Raw genomic sequence first — 24,615 nt, 5'->3', positions numbered from 1 at the left:
CGGTCTCGGCGCGCCCTGATGCGCGCGGCATTGCGAACGACCGCTTGGTGAAGCCTACTAGAGATCGCTCCGAAGTGGGGACGGGACGGGCGTTTTTCACCGGTGATCCGGGTCTCTCCGCCCCGTCCCCGCCTTCAAGCGGCGCGGGGTCAGGCCCCGGCGCCCATGGCCTTGGCCAGGGAGGTCAGCCGGTCGACCTGCGCGCGGCGCTCGGCGCGCGCCTGCTCCTCGAGCGTGTTGCCCGCGGCCTGCTGGAGCAGCGCCTTGGTGGCGGCGGCCGCCTCGGGGTTGGTCGCCAGCAGAGCGGCGACGACGTCGTCGACGGCGCCCTCCAGCTCCTCCACGGGGACGACCAGCTCCGCCAGGCCCAGCTCGCGGGCCTCGGCGGCCTCGACCCGGCGGGCGGTCAGGCAGATCTCGACGGCGCGGTTGACGCCGACGATGTCGACCAGCGGCTTGGTGCCGGTGAGGTCGGGGACCAGCCCCAGGGCGGGCTCCTTCATCGTGAACTTGGCGTCCTCGGCGAGGATGCGGATGTCGCAGGACAGGGCCAGCTGGAACCCGGCGCCGATGGCGTGCCCGCGGACGGCGGCGACGCTGACGATGTCGGGGCGGCGCAGCCACAGGAACCCGGCCTGCAGCTCGGCGATGTGGCCCTCGATGTCGTCGGCGTCGGCGCTGCCGTCCAGGACGCCGGCCACCAGGGAGCGCTCCCCCTCGACCCCTTCGGGGGTGAACATGTTGAGGTCGATCCCGGCGGAGAAGATGTCGCCCTCTCCGGCGATCACGACGATTCGGACATCCTCGGGAAGGGTCTGGCCGATGTGGGCCAGGGTCGTCCAGGTGCGCCCGGTCATCGCGTTGCGGCGCTCGGGGCGGCTGATGGTGATGCGGGCGACGTGCCCGTCCACCCTCAGCCGGAGCCCGGCCCGGGAGAGCTCGTCCTCGGTGGGCGGCTCACCGGCGCCGTTCGCGGCCTGTGCCATGGGGGTTCCTTCCGTGGGTGTGCCGTGTCACCCCGAATATTACCCATGGGTAACCGCCAGGGCGCGCTCAGGCCTTGCGTGTCGCCCCGCCCCGGCCGCGCAGCTCCACCCCCGCCTCGCCGAGCAGGCGGTGCACGAAACCGTAGGAACGCCCGGTGGCCGCCGCCAGCTGGCGGATGCTCTCGCCCGCGTCGTAGCGGCGCTTGAGCTCGACGGCGAGTTCGGAGCGGTTCTCACCGGCCACCCGGGTGCCCTTTCCCAGCGCGTCGTTCACAGGTTCACTCCTCGAGGGGTCGACGGTCAGGGACCCTCATGATGGGACATCGGGAACGCGGACCGCCACATTGACCGCCCGCCACGCCGGACACGCCGGGCGATCGCCCGTTTTCGGAACGCCGCAAACACCGACCGAAAAGAGGAGGGGTGAACCTCACCGGTCCCCCGGGCGTCCACCCCCACCCCGGGGCGCCCGGGCGCCCCGCCGGCGCTCACGCCAGCGCGATGAGGTCCTCGAACTCGGCGTTCCACACGTCCTCGACCCCGTCGGGCAGCAGGATGACCCGCTCGGGCTGGAGCGCGTCCACCGCGCCCTCGTCGTGGGTGACCAGCACGATCGCGCCCTTGTAGTTGCGCAGCGCCGCCAGGATCTCCTCGCGGCTGGCCGGGTCCAGGTTGTTGGTCGGCTCGTCCAGCAGGAGCACGTTGGCGCTGGAGACCACCAGCGTGGCCAGGGCCAGCCGGGTCTTCTCGCCGCCGGAGAGCACTCCGGCGGGCTTGTCCACGTCGTCCCCGGTGAACAGGAACGAGCCCAGGGTGCGCCGCGCCTCGACCTCCGGCAGGTCCGGGGCGGCGCTCATCATGTTCTCCAGGACGCTGCGGTCCACGTCCAGGGTCTCGTGCTCCTGGGCGTAGTAGCCCAGTTTGAGCCCGTGCCCGGGGACCACCCGCCCGAAGTCGGGCTGCTCGATCCCGCCCAGCAGGCGCAGCAGGGTCGTCTTGCCCGCGCCGTTGAGGCCCAGGATGACGACCCGGCTGCCCCGGTCGATGGCCAGGTCCACGCCCGTGAAGATCTCCAGCGACCCGTAGGACTTGGACAGCCCCTCCGCCATCAGCGGGGTGCGCCCGCTCGGCGCCGGGTCGGGGAAGCGCAGCTTGGCGACGCGGTCGGCCTGGCGCACCCCCGCCACGCCGTCCATGATGCGATCGGCGCGGTTGAGCATCTGCTGGGCGGCGCGCGCCTTGGTCGCCTTGGACCGGAACCTGTCGGCCTGCTTGCGCAGGGTGTCGGCCTGCTTCTCGGCGTTGGCCAGCTCCCGCTTGCGGCGGCGCTCGTCGGCCTCGCGCTGGGCCAGGTACTGCTTCCAGCCCATGTTGTAGATGTCGATGACGCTGCGGTTGGCATCCAGGTAGAAGACCTTGTTCACCACCTGCTCGACCAGTTCCACGTCGTGGCTGATCACGATGAGCCCGCCCTGGTGGGACTTGAGGAAGTCGCGCAGCCAGACGATGGAGTCGGCGTCCAGGTGGTTGGTGGGCTCGTCCAGCAGCAGGGTGTCGGCCCCGCTGAACAGGATGCGCGCCAGCTCGATGCGGCGGCGCTGGCCGCCGGACAGGGTGCGCAGCGGCTGGCCCAGCACCTTGTCGGGCAGGCCCAGGCTGGAGGCGATGGCGGCGGCCTCGGACTCGGCGGCGTAGCCGCCCAGCACGTGCAGGCGCTCCTCCCAGCGCCCGTAGGCGCGCACGCCCTTGTTGCGGGTCTTGGTGTCGGTGCTGGCCATCTTCTTCTCGGCCTCGCGCAGCCCGCGCAGGGCCTCGTCGATGCCGCGGGCCGACAGGATGCGGTCGCGGGCCAGCACGTCGAGGTCGCCGGTGCGGGGGTCCTGGGGCAGGTAGCCGATGCTCCCGGAGGAGGTGACCGTGCCGCCGGTGGGCAGGCCCTCGCCCGCCAGCACCTTGGTCATCGTGGTCTTGCCCGCGCCGTTGCGCCCCACGAGTCCGATGCGGTCACCGGCGGCGACGCGGAAGGTGGTCGGCTCCAGCAGGAGGCGAGGACCGACGCGCAGTTCGAGGTCGGTGGCGATCAGCATGATGGGGCTTCCTACGAGGTGGAGACGGTTCGGGCGGCCGTGCGCGCCGGTCCGGCGGCGGTGCGGGCGGACGGGGGAGCGGTGGCGCGGGGGCCGACCGACCCAGCCTAACGGCAGCGGTCGGGAGCGCCGCCAGGGGTTTTCTCCCCGGGACGACGGCGTCCCCGTCCTGTCGAACAGGAACGGGGACGCCGGACATTCCCGGGGGCGGGGTCAGCCGTCGGAGGGCGGGTCCTCCGGACGCTCCTCCTTCTTGTCCCCCTTGCCGGGCTTGGGAGCGGCCTTGGCCCCGGTCTTGGCGGCGCCCTCCCCCGGGGAGGGCGTCGTGGCCATGACCCCCTGCTTCTTCTTGGCCTTCTCCGTCGGCGCGGAGCCGGGGTCGTCGGGCTCGGCCTCCTCCTGCTCCTCCGGTGCGGCCGGCGGCCGGTCGCGCAGCAGGGCGGCGAGCACCGCGGCCACGGGGGTGGCCAGGAACATGCCGGGGATGTTCCCCAGGACGGCGCCGATGGAGATCGCGATGAGCACGACCGGCGAGGGCAGTTCCAGCGCCTGGCCGTAGATGCGCGGCGCGAAGAGGTTGCTCTCCAGCTGCTGGATGAGCAGCACCCAGCCGAGCACGACCAGGGCCATGACCCAGTCCACGGTCACGAACGTCACCAGGACGGCGACCAGGCCGCTGAGGAACGCACCGATGATCGGCAGGAACGCGCCGATGAAGGTGAGCACGATCAGCGGGATCGCCAGGCTGGGGTCGAGGATGAAGATCAGCAGCACACCGATGCCGATGGCGTCGATGGCGCCGACCGCCGCCACCCCGCGCACGTAGTTGCCCATCACCTTGTAGGCGACGTTGCCGGCGTGCTGCAGGCCGGGGCGCGACCCCGGCGGGAGCAGGGTGAGCAGCCAGTCCATGAGCAGGTCGCCCGAGTGCACGAAGTACACGGTCAGGGCGATGATGAGGACGATGCCGACCAGGATCGAGACGACCGCGGCGCCCGCGGTCCACGCGCCGCTGATGAGCTGGCTGCTGTTCTCCTCGATCATGGTGGTGATCTGCCGGGTGGCGTCGGCGATCATGTCGTCGAGCTCGAACATCTCGGGGCTCAGCCCGAACGGCAGCTGGAGGTTCTGGATCTCCTCCAGGCCCTCGGTGACGCTGGAGACCAGGGCGTCCGAGCCCTGGACCGCCGGCATGATGATCATCGTCAGGACACCGCCGAAGACGATGAGCGCCACCACGATGGAGATCGTGGTGGAGAGCCCCCGGCCGAGCCCCTTGCGGCGCAGCCAGTTGGCGAGCGGCATCAGCAGCGCGGTGATGAAGACCGCCAGGATCAGCGGCAGGGTGACCACCGACAGGTACACCAGCGCGTAGATCAGCAGGCCCGCGACGAATCCGATGAGCAGCATCCGCCAGGCGACGTCGCTGACCCGGCGCAGCAGGTCCGGCGGGGCGGCCTCGGCCTGCGCCGCCGCCTCCTCGGCCCGGCGCCTGGCCTCGGCGATCTCGCGCTCCTCGGCCTCCAGCCTGGCCCGGCGCTCCTCGTTGGCCCGGCGCGCGGCGAGCCACTTGTTCAGGAGCGCCCAGACTCCCGGCCGTTGGGCTTGCACATCGACTCCATTTCTTCACTTCTGCGGGTGCCCCCCGTCACGGGGTGGAGGGGTGCACGGGGGTTCTTGTAGAGGGTGATGCGTCCGGGGGATGGGGGGTTCGCACCCGTCGGCGTGAGAACGGTGTCAGAACTGCCAGGGTTCCCGGGGACGGCCGCTCTCGACGATCTCGTTGCCGAAGGGGGCCAGCGCGACCGGGATCATCTTGAGCGAGGCCCAGGCCATGGGGATGCCGATGACGGTGATCGCCAGGCCGATCGCGGTGGCGATGTGCCCCAGGGTGAGCCACCAGCCGGCGACGATCAGCCAGATGACGTTGAGGACGGTGCTGCCCGCGCCCGCGCCGGGCTTGCGCACGAGTTCGCGGCCGAAGGGCCACAGGGCGTATCCGGCCATCCGGAAGGAGGCGACGCCGAAGGGGATCGTGACGATGAGGATGCAGCAGATGAGCCCGGCGAAGGCGTAGCCCACCGCGAGCCAGAAACCCGCGACGAAGAGCCAGATGACGTTGAGGATGAACCGCAGGAGGGCCACGGCGACTCGAACTCCTTGTGGTGGTGCCAGAGGACGACCCGGTATCGGGGTGTCCTTCGCTTTCTATCGCGTGTGACGCCCGGACACCACGACCTGTTCCTCCTGCGCGCCCCTGGTCCTTCCCCTAGGGGCCCGCCCGTCGCCCGCCACCACCCTCAACGGACGGCCTACAGCCGCAGCCCTCCCGCCCGTCGCCCGCCACCACCCTCAACGGACGGCCTACAGCCGCAGCCCTCCCGCCCGTCGCCCGTCGCCGCCGTCGGCCCCCAGGGGGCGGGGGTTCGCGCCGGCCGCCACCCCGGGGGCGGCGACGGAGGGTGAGGACATACGGTCCCACCCAATCGCGGTGACGTGCCGTGTCCGCAATGTGATCGGCGTATCAGGGGGAGCCCCTAGGCAGGAGCGACATCGCCCCATACGATGTGCTGTGTCCTTCGCAAGGCACTCGTTCTTGCAATAAGTGACGAACTCGGACAAACGACCGGAGATCCGCCGCAAGGCATCAGATTTCGGTAACGGTTGGGCGAGTAATTTCCCCACCCCCCGTGCACGATCGGGAGTGGGGATGGCATGATTACGTACCGGCTCGGACGGATGGCCGTCACCGCCTCCGAGAGCCGTTCGCGTGAGAACACACCCGCAGTCGGCGATCACCGCCGCTCGGTTCGCGTGCTTCTCGTGGTCTCAGCCACACCGGGGAACATCGCCTGCACCGTTCGGCGTTTGCGTCGTGCGGGGTCGCTCACGCCGCATGACCGACTTTTGGGTGACTGAAGCTTTTTCCGACAGCTTACTAGTGATTTCAGTAGAGGTGGTTCAAGCATGTCTCAGGTACGTCGGCAGGCCGCGCTGCGCCCCCGCCCGAGCTGGGGGTGGCAGGATGCCGCCGCGTGCCGGGGCGAGGACCTTGTGCTCTTCTTCGGCCCGGATGGCGAGCGCCAGCCGGAGCGGGAGATCCGCGAGCGCAAGGCCAAGGAGATCTGTGCGGCCTGCCCGGTTCGAACCGACTGCCTGGACTATGCGATCTCGCGTCCGGAGAAGTACGGCACCTGGGGCGGCCTGAACGAGGACGAGCGCGCCTCCGAGCGCCGTCGTCGTATGCGTCGCGCCAACGCCGCCTGAGTCCTCAGGCGGTCGCGCAACCGCGATCCGGCCGATCTTCCTCCTCGGCGGCCCCGGCCCCGTGCGAAACCCGCGTCGCCCCGACACTCCGTCGGCGGCGGCGCGGGTTCTTCGTTCTCCGGCGCCCTCCGGGTCCGGGCCTCAGCCCCGGCCGCGCGGGAGGTACCGGTCGAACCAGTCCTGGGCCTCCACCGCCACCTGCCGCCATTCCCGGGCTCCCCGGAGCAGTTCCTCGGCCCCCGACAGCACCTTGAGGTCGGTGGGCCCGCCCATCCGGCCCCGGGCCCACTCCCCCAGTTCGCGCACGAACGAGTCGCGGCTCTCCAGCATCACCAGGACCGGGGCGCGCACGTCGGGCAGCGCGGGCTCGGCGAGGTCGATCCGGCCGCCGTGCACCACCGCCGCGGCCACGTCGCCCGGCCGCCGCGCGGCGGTCACGAGCGCGGCCGGGGCCCCGGCCCCCGAGCCCAGCACCCCCACCGGGTCGCTGGCGGCGTCGGTGGCCCGGCGCAGCCAGGTGACGGCCGAGCTCAGCCGCTCGCCCAGCACCTCCGTCGCGGCGCCGCCGCCCACCGAGGAGCGCTCCTCCCCCACCAGCAGGTCGAGCATCAGGGTCGCGTACCCCGCCCGTTGCAGCACCGAGGCGATCGCCCGCCAGCGCGGATCGCCGCGCGCCTCCCCGAACGCCATGACCACCGCGCCGCGCAGCGCCGCCGGGAGGGTGAGGTCGCCGTCCAGGTAGACGTCGCCCGCGCGCACCCGCACGCCCCGGGCCGTGCCCGGCCGGCTGTGGCTGCGCCCCACCTCCGACATGATGGCGGTGACGTGGCCGTCGGAGAGCTGGTCGAAGTCGCGGTACCACTCCCCCACGGCCCGGAAGTTGTCCGGGACGCCGAGCACCACGACGGCGTCGGCCTCCTCCTTGAGCATCGCGATCGCCTCCCTGGAGGCGACCGGGACGGCCAGCACCAGCTGGGCCGGGCCGGCCTGGCGCACCATGCGCAGGGCGGCGCGGGCGGTGCCGCCGGTGGCCACCCCGTCGTCGACGACCACGCAGTCGCGCCCGGCGATGTCCGGGGGCGGGCGCTCGCCCCGGTAGACCCGGCGGCGTCGGTCGAGTTCGGCGCGCTCGGCGTCCACCGTCCCGGCCAGGGCCTGGCGGGGCACCCGCATCCGGGCCAGGGCCAGGTCGTCGAAGAGGACGCGCCCGTCCTCGGCGATCGCGCCGACCCCCAGCTCGGGGTGGCCCGGGAGGCCGATCTTGCGGACGACCAGGACGTCGAAGTCGGCGTCGAGGCGGCGGGCCAGCTCCGCGCCGACCGGGACACCGCCCCGGGGCAGGGCCAGGACCAGGGGGTCCGAGACCGCGTACGGCCGGACCCGCTCCGCCAGGCGGCGGCCCGCCTCGGAGCGGTCGGTGAACGGCAGGGAAACGGGTACCGGATTCATGTGCCTCACCGGCGCCGGGCTCGGGCGCCGCTCCTCTCGCCGTGTCGAAGGGAGCCGATGGAAAAGTGGTACCGGACATACCCCGGGAGCCGGAGGTTGCAACCCCGGCCACGGTCAAAACCCCCGGGTCAGGTCCTGCGGTACCCGTTCCGCAGCACGGCCATGAGCAGGGCGTCGTGGCGGCGTCCCTCCCACAGCAGCGAGTCGCGCAGCCGCCCCTCGACGGAGAAGCCGCAGGAGCGGTACACGGCGATGGCCCTCATGTTGAAGGCGTAGACGTACAGCCACACCCGGTGCAGGCCGACGTGCTCGAAGGCGTACTCCAGCACCATCCGGGTGGCCTCCCGGCCCAGCCCCTGCCCGGTGAACTCCAGTGCGGACAGGGCGATGCGGTACCCGGCGCTCTCGTTCTCCGGGGCCACCGAGTACAGCGACAGCTCGCCGAGGTAGCGGCCGTCGTGCGGGGCGGTGATGGCCAGGTCCAGCCGGTCCGGGCTCCGCGGGCGGCCGCGGCACCACTCCCGGGCCTCGTCGTAGGTGAGGTGGTGGTGGGTCCCGGTGAGTCTGCGGATCTCCTCGTCGAGTCCCGCCGCGAAGTAGGCGTCCGTGTGCTCGGGGCCCAGCGGCACCAGGCGCACGTGCTTTCCGGTGAGTGTGGGTTTGTCTCGCAGCGCGCTCGTATTGATCATGGGCTCTTCCGGTTCCGGCCGGGCGCCGCGGAACGGCGGCCGGGGTGAGGGAGTCGGCGTCGGGGCCCGTGCCCTGTGCGTGAGCGGGTCGCTGGGGGCTGGGACCGGGTGCGGTGGTGACCGTGTGCAGTCGTCGGGGGTCGTCGGGGGCTTCTCCGTTACTGAGCGGAATCCCCATGTAAATCGGAACGGCGGCGGATCGCAAGCCCACCGGAGGGGAGATCGCGGGGGCCGGGAATCGCATGGCCGGACCCGGACCGGAGTCGATAGCATCCGCAGGCATCGAACGGCCACCCGTGGGAGACGCATGAACAGCCCGAAGACCACCGCCCCGCCCCGGCAGGCCCGCCGGGCCAGGCTCGCGGTCTCCACCCTCTTCTTCGTCAACGGTTTCACCTACACCAACGCGGTCCCCTGGCTTCCGGCGATCAAGTCGGGGCTGGGGCTGAGCAACGCCGAGCTGGGGCTGGCGATCGCGGCGATGCCGACCGGCGCGATCCTGACCGGGATGCTCGCCGGGCCGCTGATCCACCGCTTCGGAAGCGGGCCCACAGCGGTGGGGACCAGCCTGTTGTCGCTGGGAGCGCTTCCATTCATCGCGCTGGCACAGAACTGGTGGGCGCTGGCGGGGGCCCTGTTCGTCATGGGCTGCGCCGACGCCTGGACGGACTCGGCGCAGAACTCGCACGGGCTGCGGGTGCAGCGCCGGTACGGGCGGACCATCATCAACACCTTCCACGCGGTGTGGAGCCTGGCCGCGGTCTCCGGCGGCCTGCTCGGCGCGGTCATGGCCGGCTCCGGGGTGCCGATCCTGTGGCACCTGGGCGGTACGGCGGTGGTGCTGGTGGCGGTGAACCTGACGGTGAGCCGGATGCTGCTGCCCGGCCCCGAGGACAGTGAGCGCGCCGACGGCGCGCGGGAGGCGGACGGACGGCGTCCGCGCATCCCCGGGCGCGCGGTGCTGCTGCTCGTCGCGCTGGGCGTGCTGCTGATGCTGGCCGGGGGCATCGAGGACTCCGCGGCGTCCTGGGGCGCGGTGTACATGGCCGACGAACTGGACGCCTCCCTGTTCCTGGCGGCGATGCCGTTCGTGGCCTGCCAGGCGATGATGGTGGTGGGCCGCCTGCTGGGCGACCGGGTCACCGACAGGTTCGGCGCCGCGACCGTGGGCCGGGCCTGCGGCCTGCTGGCGGCGGGCGGGATCGCGCTGGCGCTCGCGCTGCCGCACCAGGCGACGACGGTCATCGGGTTCGGGGTGATGGGCCTGGGGGTGTCCACGCTGTTCCCGCTGACGCTGGCGGCGGCCGGGAACGTGCCCGGGGTGCGCACCGGCGACGGGGTGACCATCGTCGGGTGGCTGGGCCGCGCGGGCTTCCTGGCGTTCCCGCCGGCGGTGGGCCTGATCGCGGACGCGACGGCGCTGGGGACCGCGCTGTGGACGATCGCGGCGGCCGGGGTGTTCGCGTTCCTGCTCGCCCCGGTGCTGCGCCCGCGCGCCTGAGGAGGAGCGGGGAGGCGAAGGGCCGGAGGAACGGTGCGGGCCCCCGGACGCCGAGGCGTCCGGGGGCCCGTGCACGTGGTCCGCGCCCTCACCGGGCGACGGCCGGCGGAACCGTGCCGATCCGCCGTGTTACTCCGCCAGCATCGCGGAGGGACGGCGCGCGCCCGCCCAGAGGGCGATGGCGCCGATGCCCGTGACGATGGCACCGCCCAGGACGAAGCCCTCCATGTCGACACCGGTGGTCGGCAGGGTGGGGGTGGTCCCGCTGGAACCCGAGGTGCCGGCGGTCACCGGAGAGGTGCTGCCGGGAGTGCTGGTGCCGGGAGCCTGGCTCTCGTCACCGTCGTCGTCACCGGGGTTCCCGCCGTCACCCGGGTCGGGGTTCTCCCCGCCGGGGTTCTCGCCACCGGGGTCTTCACCACCCGGGTCCTCGCCACCCGGGTCTTCACCGCCGGGGTCTTCACCACCCGGGTCTTCACCACCCGGGTCCTCACCACCCGGGTCCTCACCGCCGGGGTCCTCGCCACCGGGGTTCTCACCCTCACCGGGGTCACCACCGCCGGGGTTCTCACCCTCGCCAGGGTCTCCACCGCCGGGGTTCTCACCCTCACCGGGGTCACCGCCACCGGGGTTCTCACCCTCGCCGGGGTCACCGCCGTCGTCGCCGCCACCGGGGTCCGGGGAGGGCGGGGTGTCGAAGAGTTCTCCGACGCCTTCGGCGATCCCGCCGACGATGGGGGTGACGACCGGGACCTCAGGAAGGACCTGGGGTTCGGTGACCTGCTGGGCCGCTTCGGGAGCGGCCGCAGGGGCGGTCTCCTCGATGGTCTCGGCGAACGCAGGGCTCACCGAGAACCCGGCCATGAACAGGCCGGCCGCGGTCACGGTCAGTGCACGCTTCTTGGGGGTCATCCCACTCCTTTCTTCTTTTATCGGGGGTTGCTACTGAGAGGGGATGGCATAGAGGTGGTCCTCGTGGACCACGATGGCGTTGCCGCCGAGCAGGCCGGCGGGCTGGGCCGAGGCCGGGTCCGGCCTGCGGACCTCGCCCGCGGTGTCCACGGCCGCCGGGGCGCCGCCGAGCTGGCCGAACACGGTGGCGCCGACGGCCACCTGCGGTTCGAACCCGGGGACGACCGCGGTGGTGCCGGTCTCGGGGTCCATCACGACCGGGCCGTAGGAGACGGCGGCGGTGCCGATGGGGCCGGAGCGGTGCCGCACGTCCTCCAGGTCGGCCGGGTCGATCTCGGCCGCGCCGATGACGGAGCCGTCGCGGCTGTCGTGGAAGGCCAGCACGGCCCCCTCGTCGCGCAGCGGCTCCCAGCGGACGATCACGTACTCGCGCAGGGCGGTGACCACCGACTCCATCTCACCGGCGTTCTCGGGGCGGCGGGCGGTGACCTCGGCGACCTCCCCTTCGGGGTCGACCCAGGTCCAGGCACCGGTGCGCACCGCGGTGAGCACCTCGGCGCCCTCGGCCAGCATCGGCGCCGCCCCGCCGGGGACCTCGACCGGCGCCAGCTCGCCGCCGGTCGGCACGAGGGCGTCGTCGCCGCTGCGGACCAGCGCGGAGGAGCCCACGTACTGGGTGGAGGCGTCCTCCGGCAGGGTGATGCTGGTGTGCGCACCGCCCGCGACCGGCCAGAACCACAGGGTCCCGGTGGTCTCCATGACCACCGCGGGCTCGCCGTCGTAGTCGACGAACCGGGGCGGGCCCAGGAACTCGGTGGAGGCGGCCGGGAGGGCGGCCGACCACAGGCGCTCGCCGGAGGCGTCGAACAGGGTGAGCCGCTCGTCGGGGTCCATGAAGGCCATCAGGTCGCCGTCGCGGGAGACGCCGGGCTGGCTGCCGGGGGCGAGCGCCTCGGAGAACTCCACGGTGTCGCCGTAGCCGGGCGGGGCCGGGTGGCCCAGGACCTGCGCCTCGGTCGTGGTGGTCTGCGCGGCGGGGTCGTCGCCCGGGATCAGGTTCCAGGCGGCGAAGCCGGCGCCGCCCAGGAGCACCACGGCGAGCGCCGCCGCACTCGCGATGACCAGGCCCCGCCTGCCGCGCCCGGGCCGCTCGGCGGGCGCCGGGGGGCGGAGCGCGGTGGGAGCGGGCCCACCCGTCGGGGGGAGCCGGTCGGCGGCCTGCACGACGCCGTCGGGGGTGGCGACCAGGTTCCAGTAGCCGTTGCTGTCACGGGCGTCGATGAGCACCGGCTGGCCGATCCTGGCGGCGTAGCCGGTGGCGACGTCCAGCGCCGCGCGCCGGGTCTCCTTGGGGACGCCGCCGGTGACGACCTGGCGCTGTCCCTCGATGACGATCTCTGCGCTGCGCTCGTCCGGGGCGATGGCGATGACGGCGGTGGGCCGGGGATGCCCCGGACGGGACGCCCGGCTCATGGTGCCTCCGAAGGCATGGGAAGGGTGGACCTGTTCGTGTGCGGGTGACGGGGAACGTCAGTCGGGGGCGACGGCGGGACCGGGCCCGGGAGGTCACCGGACGCCGGTGTCGACGTGCACGAAGCCAATGCTGAACGCGATGATACTGATCGTGACGGACACGGCCCACCCGGGTACGGGCGGCCGGTAGCGGACACGACGCGCTGTGCGGTCAACGGTGTTCCCGCTCCCCTTCCCCTGACCTGGCATGTCTTCGGAACGCGGGGAGGGCCGCCCGACCCGCCCTCCCGTGGTCACGTTCATATGGACACGCGGATGTGTCGATGAGTTCACACCGTAACTGGCCGAATCCGGCCACCGGTCTCCCACGGTTCACGCCGGGCCCTGGTCTCCCGTGGGCCCCGTGACATGCGGAAGGATGCGGAAGCCGGGGCCGGGCGGACCGAAGTTCGGTCCGCTGGTGACCGTGAAATGCACGATACCGCCAGGTACGACCGAAAAGGGGTACGGGAGTGACCCCCGGCGCTGTACCCGGACGGTGTGGGCGCCGGGCGGCAAGCCGACGACGAGGGTGCCGCCGGAGGCGAGGAAGCCGACGTGGCCGCCGTCCACCTCCAGGGGCGGGTCCTCGGCGAAGCCGCCGTGCGCGTGGAACACCACAGGGCTCCAGCCGGAGGGCATCCGCGCGGGGTCGCGTAGACCGATGAGCTTGGGCACCTCCGGCGGGGCGGCGACCGGCTCGCGCTCCGCGTCGCGCCGCCCCCGGAGCAGGAGGACCAGGGCCCACACGGCCGCCCCCCACGGGAAGAGCAGGAGCCCGGAGAAGACCAGCGCGTCGCGCAGGGCGGTGAGCCACAGCGCGACGGGCGCGTTGGCCGCGCACAGGGCCAGGAAGAGCAGGGACCCGCGCAGGTCGGCGTCGGTCCGCGCGTCGCGGGGCCGCGGCCCGGGAGCCCTGACCGCGTGGACCAGGCGGACCGCGAGCGTCGTCCACGAGACCAGGAGGACCATGAGCACGAGGGTGAGCCCGCCGGGTTCGAGCGGTGCGCCGGACGCCGGTGGGAAGACGAGGGCCAGGTCGTACAGGACCGACCCGAGCAGCGCCGCACCGGACACCGCGAGCACGGTCCGGGCGGTGTGGTCGCCCACCCCGGGCAGTGGACGCCGCTGTTCGGGAGGCGCGGGGGTCATGCGGAGTGCTCCTGCCGCGTGACGGTCGGATTCCACAGGGCGATACGGGTGTCCGCGCCGACGTAGAGGTGGACGGTGCGCCCCGGGACCGCCGCGAACGAGAACGGGTACTTACCGGGCGAAACCGGGATCCGTGCCGTGTGCTCCCCCGGCGGCAGGCCGATGACCAGGCTCTCCCCCGGCGTCAGCTCCCCGACCCGGTCCCCGTCGATCTCCAGGGGGTGGTCCCTGAGGTTGTGCGGGAACAGATCGGATCTGTAGAACACCACCGGAACCCACCCGGGGGGCATCCGGGCGGGATCGCGCAGGCCGAGGAGCTTGGGCACCTCCGGACGGCCCGCCGCCCGTTCCGGACGACGCCAGGGCCGCTGCCACAGCAGCACGGCCAGGGCGGGGAGCCCGATCGTCTCAGCGGTCACGAGCAGGGGGAGCAGGCCCAGGCTTTCGTAACGCACGGTGTACCAGAGGCCGAGCGGCAGGAGGAGGACATGGCCCGCGGCCAGGACGAGCGCTCCCGCTCCGACCACCGGCCTCACCGCCCGGGCCGAGGATCCCGGACGCCCCCGGGTCCCCTGGAAGGGGAGGAGGGAGAACACGACCACCAAGAACAGGAACCAGCTCAGGGCGAGACCGGCTCCGAGGGTGATCTCGCGCGCCGCGGACTCCATGGAGGTGAGGATCCAGTTGTGGAGCAGCATGCCGAAGAACGCGTGGGTGGTCACGGCGGGGAACCAGCGGAGGTCCTTCAAGGCGATCACCTTCCGGATCGGGGCCCGGGGGCCGGGGGCGCGGCGGGTTCGCCGGGGGTGAGGAGGATGTGCTCCTCCGGCCGGGGCGTGTGGCCTGCGTAGGGCGTGCCTCCGGGGCCGCCGGGCTCGACGGTCAGGTGGGACACGGTGTCCGCCGCGACGGCCCCCGTGTGCAGGCGCCGCCGCTCCCCCGGTGTGGGATCCGGGTCGGCGTCGGCGACCAGGGCGAGCGCCAGGGCCAGGAGGAGGGCGGGCGGCACCGTGGCCGGCCACGGGACCGTGCCGGGGTAGCCGGGGTAAAAGGCGCGGAAGGACGCGGCCAGCATCACGGAGACCAGGGCCGCCGCCATCGCGATCTGCCGCAGCAGCTGGGAGGCCTTCACCGGCGCCCCCTCCCCCGGAAGGAGGCGCGGGGCGCGGACAGGGCGGAGGCACGGAGAGCGGACGGGGCGGGGATGCGGGACGGGACGAAGGCGCGGGGCGTGGACGGGGCGGAGGTCATGGGGGATGCCCTTTCCAGCCGTCCGGGTGCGGGGGGCGGCGGGGGCGCGGCCCGCCCTCCGGAGGCACCTCGAACATACCGACGTGCCGTCGCGTTCGGGTGTACGGCGTACGCTCTGACCGGTTCCGGTCAGCGGCCGTTGTTCTCGACGATGGTGTCGATGACCGCCTGCTCGCGGCGGCGGACCAGGCGGTCGGCGCGCTCGAAGCGGCGGTTGGCGATCTCGGCACGGGCCGCGGCGGTGCGCACCGTCGGCCACATGGCGTCGATCTCGGCGTTGAACGACGACCCCACCAGCACCGCGACCGCCATCACGAACAGCCAGGCCAGGATCGCGATCGGCGCGGCCAGCGAGCCGTAGAGGCTCACCTGCGCCAGTGAGGCGTCCAGGTAGGCGCGCAGCCCGATGGACCCGGTGATGAGCACCGTCGTCGCCAGCAGCGCCCCCGGCAAGTGCCGCCACAGCGGGGTGCGCACCGGGATGCTCAGGGTGTACAGCATCGTGACGGCGGCCGTGGCCAGCACCGCGACGGTCGGCCAGTACAGCAGGTTGAGCCGCCCCACCGTGATCGGCAGCAGCCGGTGGACCAGGTCGGGACCGGCCACCAGGACCGGCAGCACCAGCAGGGCGAACGCCAGCCCGCCCAGGTAGGCCACGAAGGCGAGCACCCGCTGGGTGATCCAGCCGCGCAGCTCCTCCAGGCCGTAGGAGATGGTGATGGAGCGGATGAACACGTTCATCGCCCGCGACCCCGACCACAGCGACACCAGGAAGGTCACCGACAGCACCCCGCCCCGGACGCCCTGGAGGAGGTCGTCCACCAGCGGGGCCACCACGCTCTCGACCGTGTCGGGGGTGAGGATCTGGGCGGTGCTGTCCAGGATGAGCCCGCGGATCTCCTCCACCGTGCCCTCCCCCAGCACCGGCGCCAGCGGGACCAGGACGCCCAGCAGCCCCAGCAGCAGCGCGGGCAGCGAGATCAGGGTGAAGAAGGCGGATTCGGCGGCCAGGCCGACGACCCGGTCACGCGAGAAGGCCCGGACGGTGCGCAGCACGAGCAGCAGACCGCCGCGCAGCCGGGGGCGGCGCCTCAGCCAGGCGTCGGTGATCCGCCACAGCCCCTCCCAGAAACCCACCACGGGGAGAACGTTAGCGGTCCGGGGGCGGACGCCGGGACCGCGCACCGCCCGGGGAGTGGTCTGGGATGTGCGGTGAGCGGTGAGTGGGTGGGTGAGCGGGCGGCATGGCGGGTGGGCCGCGTGGCGCGGCGGGTGGCGGTGGCGGGTGGGTTGCGACGCGTGGCGGGCAGCGGGGGCGGGTGGTGTGCGACGCCCTTCGCCGAGTGACGTGACTCACTCGGGAGCCCTCCGGACCCGCCTGGACAAAGGACGCGCGCACATGACATTCTCATTTCATGATCGCTGCCCTGGACCCCATGCTCTGCGTGCGTCGCCACGTGGACTTCCTGCGGGTCCGCAGCGCCATCTGTTGCAGCGTCGGTTAATCTCGCCGCCTTTTTGACGCACCCCAGGGGTGCGCGCGGCACCGGCGCTCTCCCCTTTCTCTTCGCATCCCACACACGCGGATTCCGACCCGTGGCACCTGCACGACGATGTGCGGCGCCGACGGGCCGTAGCGGTGCGGGCGCCGGGGCCGTACGGACCCCGTGACCCCATCGGAGACACCCGCGATGCCTCCCTCTTCCGCGCAGAACGGTCGGACGGCGACGGCGGCCAAGCCGCGTCGCCGCCGCGGCGAGGGCCAATGGGCCCTCGGCTACCGCGAGCCGCTGAACAAGAACGAGGAGAACAAGAAGAACGACGACGGGCTCAACGTCCGCGATCGGATCATCAACATCTACTCCAAGCGCGGTTTCGACTCGATCGACCCCGCTGACCTGCGCGGCCGTTTCCGGTGGTTCGGCCTGTACACCCAGCGCGCCCCCGGCATCGACGGCGGCAAGACCGCGGTCCTGGAGCCGGAGGAGCTGGACGACCGCTACTTCATGCTGCGGGTGCGCATCGACGGCGGCCAGCTGTCGGTGGCCCAGCTGCGCGCCGTCGCGGGCATCTCCCGCGACTTCGGCCGCGACACCGCCGACATCACCGACCGGCAGAACGTCCAGTACCACTGGATCCGGGTCGAGGACGTGCCGGAGATCTGGGACCGGCTGGAGTCGGTGGGCCTGTCCACCACCGAGGCCTGCGGTGACACCCCCCGCGTCATCATGGGCTGTCCGCTGGCCGGAGTGGCCGAGGACGAGGTGCTGGACGGGACGCCGGAGATCTTCCAGATCTACGAGGAGCACATCGGCAGCCCGCTGTACTCCAACCTGCCGCGCAAGTTCAAGACGTCCATCGCGGGCTGCTCGGTGTACTGCACCAACCACGAGATCAACGACGTCGCGTTCGTGGGCGTGCGGAACGAGGCGGGCGAGGCCGGCTACGACCTGTTCGTCGGCGGCGGGCTGTCCACCAACCCGATGTTCGCGCTGCGGCTGGGGGCCTTCGTCCGCCCCGACCAGGTGAGCGAGGTGTGGGCGGGGGTCTGCGCGATCTTCCGCGACTACGGGTACCGCCGGCTGCGCACCCGCGCCCGCATCAAGTTCCTCATCAAGGACTGGGGCGCGGAGAAGTTCCGGCAGGTGCTGGAGGAGAAGTACCTGGGCTACGCGCTGCCCGACGGCCCGGCCCCGGTGCTGGACCAGGGCCTGCGCCGCGACCACGTGGGCGTGCACCGCCAGCGCGACGGAAGGTTCTACGTGGGGTTCGCGCCCAAGGTGGGCCGAGTCTCGGGCACGTCGCTGGACCGGATCGCCGACATCGCCGAGGCGCACGGCTCCGACCGCATCCGCACGACCGCCGACCAGAAGCTCGTCATCCTCGACATCGAGGAGGACAGGGTCGAGTCGATCACCGCGGCCCTGGAGGCGGAGGACTTCCAGGTGCGGCCCAGCACCTTCCGCCGCCAGACGATGGCGTGCACCGGCATCGAGTTCTGCAAGCTGGCGATCGTCGAGACCAAGGGGCGGGCGTCGACCCTCATCGACGAGCTGGAGAAGCGGCTGCCCGACTTCGAGGAGCCGCTGACCATCAACGTCAACGGGTGCCCGAACTCGTGCGCGCGCATCCAGGTCGCCGACATCGGCCTCAAGGGCCAGCTGGTGATGAACGACCGCGGCGAGCAGGTGGAGGGCTACCAGATCCACCTGGGCGGCGGCATGGGCCTGGACGCGGCCTTCGGCAAGAAGGTCCGCGGGCTCAAGTCCACCGCCGAGGAGCTGCCCGACTACGTGGAGCGGGTGCTGCGCCGGTTCCAGGACCAGAGGAAGGACGGGGAGTCGTTCGCGGCCTGGGTGGGCCGGGCCGCGGAGGACGACCTGAAGTAGGGAAGCAGGGCGGGGCTGTTCGGGCTCGGGTCCGGGTCTGGGCTTGGAGCCGGGCTTGGGTCTGAGGTCGGGTCCGGGCTTGGGTCTGGGACCGGGTCCGGTGTTGGGACCGGGTCCGAACGGCTCCGGGTGGGTCGGGCGCGTGCGCGCGTCCGGCCCGCCGAATCCACCATCCGCGACATCCCCGATTGGAGGAGGTGCGCCGTGTCCGAGAGGGCCGCACCCTACTACTGCCCCTACTGCGGGGACGAGGACCTGGTGCCCGAGGAGGGCGCCCCCGTCAAGGGCGAGGGCTACCCCTGGGCCTGCCTGTCCTGCGCCCGGGTCTTCCGTGTCAAGTACGTGGGCCTGCGGTCCGCCTCGTTCGGCGACGCACCTTCTAGACCGACGGAAGGGTAGGAATGAACGCCACCATCACCCCCGTGGGCGGTCCCGAGCTCGCCGAGCGCGCATCGCGCGAGCTGGAGGAGGCCACCGCCCAGGAGATCATCGCGTGGGCCGCCGAGACGTTCGGCGACGGCCTGTGCATGACCTCGTCCATGGCCGACGCCCTCATGGTCGACCTGGCCTCCAAGGTGGTCCCCGGCATCGACGTGATCTTCCTGGACACGGGATACCACTTCCCCGAGACCATCGGCACCCGCGACGCCGTGGCCTCGATCTACGACATCACCCTGATCAACGTCGAGCCGACCCGCACCGTGGCCGAGCAGGACCTGGCGCTGGGCCCGCGGCTGCACGGGCGCGACCCGGGCATCTGCTGCCACCTGCGCAAGGTGGAGCCGCTGAAGAAGGCGCTGGCGCCCTACAGCGCGTGGCTGACCGGGCTGCGCCGGGCCGACTCGGTGACCCGCCGCGACACCCCGATCGTGCAGTGGGACCGGCGCAAGCGGATGACCAAGGTCAACCCGATCGCCCGGTGGACCCAGGAGGAGGTCGACGCCTACATCGAGGAGAACGGGGTGATCATCAACCCGCTCCAGTACGACGGGTACCCCTCCATCGGCTGCGAGCCGTGCACGCGGCGGGTGGCCCCGGGCGAGGACCCGCGCAGCGGCCGCTGGGCGGGCAGCGGCAAGACCGAGTGCGGGATCCATCTGTGACCGGCGACGGGCCCCGCCCCGCGCCGCCGCTGCTGGCGGTGGCGCACGGCAGCCGCGACCCGCGGTCGGCGGTGGCCGTGGAGGCGCTGTTCGAGCGGGTGCGCGCGCTGCGGCCGGAGGCAGACGTGCGGGTGTCCTACCTCGACCACACGGCCCCGTCGGTGCGGGACGCCCTGGCGGCGCTGGCCGCCGAGGGCGCGGGCGAGGTCGTGGTGCTGCCCGCGCTGCTGACGGCGGCCTACCACAGCAAGGTGGACCTGCCGAAGGTGCTGGAGCGGGCGCGCGAGACCGGACCGTGGGTGCGGGTGCGCTACGCCGGCACGTTGGGGCCGCACGCGGGCCTGGTGGCGGCGGTGGAGCGGCGGCTGGCCGAGGCCGGCGCGACCGCGGCCCCGGACACCGCGCTGGTGGTGGCCTCGGCGGGGTCGAGCGACCCCGGGGCCAACGCGACGGTGGAGTCCGTGGCCGCGGAGCTGGCTGCGCGCGGGCCGTGGCGGGAGGCGGTGGCGGCGTTCGCGTCGGCGGCGCGGCCCACCCCGGCCGAGGCGGTCGCCGCGGCGTACGCCCGGGGGGCGCGGCGGGTGGCGGTGGCCACCTACCTGTTGGCCCCGGGGTTCTTCGCCGACCGGGTCCGTGAGCAGGCGGAGGCGGTGGCGGTGACGGAGGTCGTGGCGGAGGCGGAAGCGGAGGCCGTGACGGTGGCGGAGGCGAAGGTCGTGGCGGAGGCGGTGGGGCCGGTGGGATCGATCGAGGTGGCCGGCGCCGAGGGAGCGGCCGGATCGACCGTGGTGTCGGAGGCGCTGGGCGCGGCTCCGGAGCTGGCGGAGATCGTGTGGGAGCGGTACGACGCGGCACTGGCGGAGCATCACGTGCTGGTCTGAGTGCTGACGTATGAAGCTCTGACGCGCCGTTAGGCGAGGCGGGCGGGACCTTCCGGGTCCCGCCCGCTTTGTACGTTCGGGACTTGACAAGCCTTGGGTGATCAATAAAGTTGAGTGTGTTCGCATCAAGTCATCGACGATGATGTCGAAGGCACTTGGAGGTGACGAGCGATGCTGATGCGCACCGATCCGTTCCGGGAGTTCGACCGGATCACCCAGCGTCTGCTGGAGAACGGCCGACCGGCCGTCATGCCGATGGACGCCTACCGTGAGAACGACGACTTCGTGGTCCACTTCGACCTGCCGGGGGTCTCCCCCGAGAGCATCGACCTCGAGGTCGAGCGCAACGTCCTCACCGTCAAGGCGGAACGCCCCGGCCTGCGCCGCGAGGGCTTGGAGCTGATCGTCAACGAGCGGCCGAGCGGCACGTTCAGCCGCCAGGTCTTCCTCGGGGACACCCTGGACACCGACCGGATCACCGCGAACTACGCCGACGGCGTGCTCACGCTGCGGATCCCGGTGGCCGAGCAGTCCAAGGCCCGCAAGATCGTGGTCGGGCACGACGCCGGGCGGGAGCAGGCCTCGATCAAGGCGTGACGGGCGGACGCCTCTCTTTCTCGCTCCTGGGGGGCCGGGGCCGCGCGAGGGCGCGGCCCCTTTTGTGCGTCACCAGTCGCGGGGGGCCAGAGCCTCCTCCAGGTCCGCGTCGGCGAATCCGTGGGCTTTCATGACGTGCTCGAAGGAGAGGGCGATGGCCTCCCGGATGACGGTGTCGATGTCGCCGCCCGCCTCCCAGAACTCCTCCTGGAGAGCGTTGAACTCCTCGGTGGCCGCATGGGTGAGCACGTAGAGCGCGGGCAGGTCGGCAGGGCGCTCGAACCCGATGCGCTCGTGGAGAGCGAGCAGGATCGACCTGCCCTTGGCCACCAGGTGGTCGGGGAAGGCGGGGTCGTCCTCCATGCCCTCCAGGTAGATGGGGTCGTCGGCCATGGCGTCTCCTTGTCGGGGGCGGGGTCGCGCGGCCATCCTGGCGGTCGGGTACGACAGACACCGTTGGTGGGGACGGGCCGGGCCGGCGGGTTGTGGCGGTTGCGGTCAGCGGGCGGTGACGGCCGCGGTGATGAGGACGGCGGCGGAGAACAGCAGGGCGCCGGGGGCGCCCACCGCCCCGGCGACCGCGGACGCGGCGGCGGGGATGGCGACCTGGCCCAGCCTGTTGCCCCAGATGCGCAGTGCCAGGGCGGAGCCGCGTGCGCCCTCCGGGGCCAGGGTGGTCACCTCGGCCATGGTCAGCGGCTGGCCCAGGCCGAGCAGGAACCCGCCCAGGCCCAGCACGAGGGCCAGCACCGCGAACCCGCCCAGCGGCAGGGCCACCAGGATCAGCGACAGTCCGGCGACCGCGGTGCTGGCGACGATGAGGGTCTTGCGCGACCAGCGGCGCAGCATCCAGGGCAGGGTCAGGCGGGAGAGCAGCGAGGAACCCGCGCGCAGGCTGAGCAGGACGCCGACGAGCACCGGGGGGATGTCCCGGCTCTCGGCGATGAGGGGCAGGTAGGCGGTGAGGATGTCCACCGCGGACAGCAGCGCCAGGCTGGCCAGCAGGGCGGAGGGCATCCGGCGGCGGCGCAGCAGGTCCAGGGTGGGCACCGGCGGCGCGGCCTTCTGTTCGGCGGTGCGCCGGACCGGGCTCAGCCGGAACAGGGCGAGGAGCGGCAGCGCGCCCAGGGCGGCGACGGCCCCGGCGACGACCAGGGCGGTGGAGGTGGCCGCGAGCAGGGCGTCCCCGGAGGCGTCGGCGAGGATGGCGCCGGAGATCAGGGGGCCGGCGAGCTGGCCCAGGGAGGCGGCGGCGGTGAACCAGCCGAAGTCGCGGTCCAGGTTCTCCGGGCGGGAGTGTCGGGCGATGAGGCCCTGCCCGGCGACCATGCACAGCAGGTGGCCGACGCCGACGACGGTGCTGGCCAGAGCCAGGCCCGCCAGCCCGTCGACCAGGGAGAGCAGGAGACCGCCCGCGGCGAGGATGACCGAGCCCAGACCGACGATCCAGGCGATGCGCGCCGAGCGGTCGGTGGCCCGGCCCAGCGGGACGGCGATGACCAGGGGCAGGAGCGCGTAGGCGGCGGTGATGAGACCGACCTCGACGGCGTCGCCGCCGACGGCGATGGTGCGGTAGGAGATGAGGGGGCGGGTGAGGTTGAGGGCGGTGTGGGTGAGGACCACACTGCCGAGCAGGGCCCAGAGCCAGCGTGTGCGTTCGGGAGGTTCGGCGGCGGACTCCGTCGGCTCGGCCATGGTCTCCTCTCGCGCCGTGCTCCCTGGCGCTGCATCCCGGGGGTGGTCCCATCACGGGATCACTCGTCCCTTGGTGGTGTCGGACGTTGAACGTCGGACGTGGGACGTGGGGTGGTTAGAGCGAGGGAGGTGGGCGGGTGAACGGTGAGGGGGCGACAGGGGGAATCGTATCGGGGGCGTTGTGTGGGGATACGGGTGGGGGTGGGCGGTTCTTTCTCTCCTGATCCCCCTCGGGTTGATGCTGCGGGTTTGGGCGGCCTTCATCCCTTGAGCTGAGGTGCGAGGTCCTGTGCTCGGGCTGTGGCTGGGGTTTCGGATACGTGCGGCGAAACCCCCTCGGGCGAGGGTCGCGGTCCCTCCTCCCTCACCCCCTCGGGTTGATGCCACGAGTACGCGCGGCCTTCACCCCCTGCGGTGGAGGTGTGCGGTCCTGTGCCCGGTCTGGGGCCGGGGTCGCGGAAACGTGCGGCTTTCACCCCCGGCACTGACCGGTACCGCGGTCATCCGCGGGAGTAGGCAACAGCGTGGAGCGCCCGCACCGCCGCCGGCGCCCACAACCTTTCCAAGCGGTGCGGGTGTGCGCGCTCCGCGTGCACCCGGCTCCGGCAGTCACACCCCCACCACCCACCACGCGCGCCCAACGCACCCGCCTGCCGGTCTGCCGGACACCGACTGCGGCCGGGGCCGGGCCCACCCGGCGCGGACCGCCCACCCCAAGCGGCCGGCCTCTTGGAAACCTACAACTACCTCGGCAAAGACCCCCTGGGGTCAGGGGCCCCACTGGCCTGACACGACTATGGCGGGCCACCCAAGTCGGGCGGGAAACCCCCTGCAGCGGAGGCACTGCGACGCCCTCCGGCTATGGCCGGCCCCCGGGTGGGGACCCCCTCAGGGGGTGCTGCGATGCCCTCCGGGTATGGCCCACCCCCGGTGGGAATCCCCCCGGGGGTGGGGGTGCTGCGATGGCCTCCGGGGGTGGCCGGCACCCGGGTGGCCGGCCCCCGGGGGCGGAGGAGGTGCGATGCCCTCCGGATGGAGTGGGCCCCGGCGGGTGGACACCCCCGGGGTGGGGTGCTGCGATGCCCTCCGGTTGGGGCGGGGGGTTCCCTGGGGGTTGGGGGTCAGGAGCGGCTGGTGTCGATGATGCAGAAGCGGTTGCCCTCGGGGTCGGCGAGGACGACGAAGTCGGGGTCCTCGGGGTAGAGGTCCCAGTCGACGCGTTCGGCGCCCAGGGCCACCAGCCGTTCGACCTCGGCGGCCTGGTCGGCGGCGTCCTTCGCGTAGAGGTCCAGGTGGACCCGGGGGTGCTCCTGGACGGGTACGTCGCTCAGGCCGAGCGCGACCTGGACGCCCGGTCCCCTGGTGGGGACCAGGACGACCCAGCGGTCGGTGCCGGGGTCGCGGGGCGTGTAGTCGAGGGCCGCGGTCCAGAAGGCCGTCGCACGGGCCACGTCGGAGACGCCCAGCACGACCGATCCGATGTTCAGCATCACCCGATTCTGCCCGAAGGGGTCAACCCAGGAGCAGCGGGGGGACGAGGTAGATGATCTCGAAGGCCTCGTACGCGGCGCCGATCACGAACAGGGCGAGCGCGGGCGGGAGCAGGCGGCCCAGTTGTCCGAGGCCGCGGAGGTACCCCTGGCGGCGAGTGTCGGCGCCGACCGACGCGGGGCGCAGCCAGGCACGGCCCAGGAGGTAGGCGCCGAGCATGACCAGGACGTAGGCCTGGAACTCGATGAGGATGGTCAGGGAGTGCGGGATCAGGATCTTCGCCGCGGTGGCGTCGACCGGGGCCAGGGACAGCCCGAAGCCGAACGCCCGGTAGGCGAAGAGGACGATGCCGGCGAAGGGGACGATCATCGAGGGCAGCAGGATGGTCGCCACAGCGACCGTCAGCACGTTGACCGCGAGGATGGTCAGGCCGAACAGCCAGACGTTCCCGAGCAGTTCGCCCACCAGGTCCGCCGTGCCGTCCTGCTCCATGGACGTGATCTGCGCCGCGTGCAGGTCGGGGAAGGCGAGCGCCGCGGCGACGCCGGCGAAGAAGAGGCCGAACATGACCGCGTTCATGGCGAGGTAGGCACCGAGGTTCGCTCGGATGATCCGGAAGGGCTCTCGAAGGTGGCGCATGCGTCCACTCCAGA

The 24,615-nt window shown here is 72.6% G+C and carries 24 protein-coding genes; 7 read left to right on the top strand and 17 right to left on the bottom strand.

The window, feature by feature from the left end; all coding sequences use genetic code 11:
* Positions 1-149: 149 nt before the first annotated feature.
* From KGD84_RS11495 to KGD84_RS11475, 5 genes are all read right to left on the bottom strand, one after another.
* Positions 150-986, bottom strand: coding sequence for an enoyl-CoA hydratase/isomerase family protein (locus tag KGD84_RS11495; RefSeq protein ID WP_220560272.1), 837 nt, complete (start codon positions 984-986; stop codon positions 150-152).
* A 67-nt stretch (positions 987-1,053) separates the two neighbouring features.
* A complete protein-coding gene (locus KGD84_RS11490) occupies positions 1,054-1,260 on the bottom strand; it encodes a helix-turn-helix domain-containing protein (RefSeq protein ID WP_220560271.1) in 207 nt (68 codons plus the stop codon).
* Between the two features lie 214 nt (positions 1,261-1,474).
* Positions 1,475-3,073, bottom strand: a complete 1,599-nt coding sequence (locus tag KGD84_RS11485; protein ID WP_220560270.1) for an ABC-F family ATP-binding cassette domain-containing protein — start codon at positions 3,071-3,073, stop codon at positions 1,475-1,477.
* Positions 3,074-3,286: 213 nt separating this feature from the next.
* Positions 3,287-4,684, bottom strand: coding sequence for an AI-2E family transporter (locus KGD84_RS11480; protein WP_220560269.1), 1,398 nt, complete (start codon positions 4,682-4,684; stop codon positions 3,287-3,289).
* Positions 4,685-4,810: 126 nt separating this feature from the next.
* Positions 4,811-5,218: a YccF domain-containing protein gene (locus KGD84_RS11475; RefSeq protein WP_220560268.1), complete on the bottom strand. Its 408-nt coding sequence runs from the start codon at positions 5,216-5,218 to the stop codon at positions 4,811-4,813.
* A gap of 822 nt (positions 5,219-6,040) precedes the next feature.
* Between KGD84_RS11475 and KGD84_RS11470 the strand changes: the two genes are divergently transcribed.
* The gene (locus KGD84_RS11470; protein ID WP_017588640.1) at positions 6,041-6,340 is read left to right on the top strand and encodes a WhiB family transcriptional regulator; all 300 of its coding nucleotides are present in this window, start codon (positions 6,041-6,043) and stop codon (positions 6,338-6,340) included.
* A gap of 141 nt (positions 6,341-6,481) precedes the next feature.
* On the opposite strand, the gene KGD84_RS11465 is transcribed toward KGD84_RS11470, so the two are convergent.
* Together KGD84_RS11465 and KGD84_RS11460 are read right to left on the bottom strand one after the other, a co-directional pair.
* The gene (locus KGD84_RS11465; RefSeq protein WP_220560267.1) at positions 6,482-7,789 is read right to left on the bottom strand and encodes a phosphoribosyltransferase family protein; all 1,308 of its coding nucleotides are present in this window, start codon (positions 7,787-7,789) and stop codon (positions 6,482-6,484) included.
* Between the two features lie 128 nt (positions 7,790-7,917).
* Positions 7,918-8,478, bottom strand: coding sequence for a GNAT family N-acetyltransferase (locus KGD84_RS11460; RefSeq protein ID WP_220560266.1), 561 nt, complete (start codon positions 8,476-8,478; stop codon positions 7,918-7,920).
* 307 nt (positions 8,479-8,785) lie between these two features.
* Here KGD84_RS11460 and KGD84_RS11455 point away from each other — a divergent pair, with 307 nt between their 5' ends.
* The gene (locus KGD84_RS11455; RefSeq protein WP_220560265.1) at positions 8,786-9,979 is read left to right on the top strand and encodes an MFS transporter; all 1,194 of its coding nucleotides are present in this window, start codon (positions 8,786-8,788) and stop codon (positions 9,977-9,979) included.
* A gap of 129 nt (positions 9,980-10,108) precedes the next feature.
* On the opposite strand, the gene KGD84_RS11450 is transcribed toward KGD84_RS11455, so the two are convergent.
* The 6 genes from KGD84_RS11450 to KGD84_RS11425 form a co-directional block, all read right to left on the bottom strand.
* Positions 10,109-10,891 (bottom strand): hypothetical protein, encoded by a 783-nt coding sequence (locus KGD84_RS11450; protein ID WP_220560264.1) that lies wholly within the window; start codon positions 10,889-10,891, stop codon positions 10,109-10,111.
* 30 nt (positions 10,892-10,921) lie between these two features.
* Positions 10,922-12,364: a hypothetical protein gene (locus KGD84_RS11445; RefSeq protein WP_220560262.1), complete on the bottom strand. Its 1,443-nt coding sequence runs from the start codon at positions 12,362-12,364 to the stop codon at positions 10,922-10,924.
* Between the two features lie 372 nt (positions 12,365-12,736).
* Positions 12,737-13,555 (bottom strand): hypothetical protein, encoded by an 819-nt coding sequence (locus KGD84_RS11440; protein WP_220560261.1) that lies wholly within the window; start codon positions 13,553-13,555, stop codon positions 12,737-12,739.
* The gene (locus KGD84_RS11435; protein WP_220560260.1) at positions 13,552-14,304 is read right to left on the bottom strand and encodes a hypothetical protein; all 753 of its coding nucleotides are present in this window, start codon (positions 14,302-14,304) and stop codon (positions 13,552-13,554) included. The genes KGD84_RS11440 and KGD84_RS11435 overlap by 4 nt, the downstream gene beginning before the upstream one ends.
* A 5-nt stretch (positions 14,305-14,309) precedes the next feature.
* The gene (locus tag KGD84_RS11430; protein ID WP_220560259.1) at positions 14,310-14,687 is read right to left on the bottom strand and encodes a hypothetical protein; all 378 of its coding nucleotides are present in this window, start codon (positions 14,685-14,687) and stop codon (positions 14,310-14,312) included.
* Positions 14,688-14,935: 248 nt separating this feature from the next.
* Complete coding sequence (locus KGD84_RS11425) at positions 14,936-15,946, bottom strand: YihY/virulence factor BrkB family protein (protein ID WP_220560258.1); 1,011 nt, start codon at positions 15,944-15,946, stop codon at positions 14,936-14,938.
* A 551-nt stretch (positions 15,947-16,497) separates the two neighbouring features.
* Between KGD84_RS11425 and KGD84_RS11420 the strand changes: the two genes are divergently transcribed.
* The 5 genes from KGD84_RS11420 (at position 16,498) to KGD84_RS11400 (ending at position 20,776) form a co-directional block, all read left to right on the top strand.
* Positions 16,498-18,195, top strand: a complete 1,698-nt coding sequence (locus KGD84_RS11420; RefSeq protein ID WP_220560257.1) for a nitrite/sulfite reductase — start codon at positions 16,498-16,500, stop codon at positions 18,193-18,195.
* A gap of 204 nt (positions 18,196-18,399) precedes the next feature.
* Positions 18,400-18,594, top strand: a complete 195-nt coding sequence (locus KGD84_RS11415) for a hypothetical protein (protein ID WP_255646456.1) — start codon at positions 18,400-18,402, stop codon at positions 18,592-18,594.
* Positions 18,595-18,596: 2 nt separating this feature from the next.
* Positions 18,597-19,298: a phosphoadenylyl-sulfate reductase gene (locus tag KGD84_RS11410; protein ID WP_220560256.1), complete on the top strand. Its 702-nt coding sequence runs from the start codon at positions 18,597-18,599 to the stop codon at positions 19,296-19,298.
* Positions 19,295-20,179: a sirohydrochlorin chelatase gene (locus tag KGD84_RS11405; RefSeq protein ID WP_220560255.1), complete on the top strand. Its 885-nt coding sequence runs from the start codon at positions 19,295-19,297 to the stop codon at positions 20,177-20,179. The genes KGD84_RS11410 and KGD84_RS11405 overlap by 4 nt, the downstream gene beginning before the upstream one ends.
* Before the next feature lie 171 nt (positions 20,180-20,350).
* Complete coding sequence (locus tag KGD84_RS11400) at positions 20,351-20,776, top strand: Hsp20/alpha crystallin family protein (RefSeq protein WP_220560254.1); 426 nt, start codon at positions 20,351-20,353, stop codon at positions 20,774-20,776.
* A 69-nt stretch (positions 20,777-20,845) separates the two neighbouring features.
* Here KGD84_RS11400 and KGD84_RS11395 read toward each other — a convergent pair whose 3' ends face one another.
* From KGD84_RS11395 to KGD84_RS11380, 4 genes are all read right to left on the bottom strand, one after another.
* Positions 20,846-21,169, bottom strand: coding sequence for a DUF5713 family protein (locus KGD84_RS11395; RefSeq protein WP_220560253.1), 324 nt, complete (start codon positions 21,167-21,169; stop codon positions 20,846-20,848).
* A gap of 105 nt (positions 21,170-21,274) precedes the next feature.
* Positions 21,275-22,471, bottom strand: coding sequence for an MFS transporter (locus tag KGD84_RS11390; protein WP_220560252.1), 1,197 nt, complete (start codon positions 22,469-22,471; stop codon positions 21,275-21,277).
* A 1,121-nt stretch (positions 22,472-23,592) separates the two neighbouring features.
* Entirely contained in the window at positions 23,593-23,961 is a 369-nt protein-coding gene (locus KGD84_RS11385) for a VOC family protein (RefSeq protein WP_220560251.1), read from the bottom strand.
* A 22-nt stretch (positions 23,962-23,983) separates the two neighbouring features.
* Positions 23,984-24,601, bottom strand: coding sequence for a stage II sporulation protein M (locus KGD84_RS11380; protein WP_220560250.1), 618 nt, complete (start codon positions 24,599-24,601; stop codon positions 23,984-23,986).
* Between the last annotated feature and the right edge of the window lie 14 nt (positions 24,602-24,615).

The sequence above is a fragment of the Nocardiopsis changdeensis genome (assembly GCF_018316655.1).
Taxonomy (GTDB): Bacteria; Actinomycetota; Actinomycetes; order Streptosporangiales; family Streptosporangiaceae; genus Nocardiopsis; species Nocardiopsis changdeensis.
This window is presented reverse-complemented; position numbering and strand designations above follow the sequence as displayed.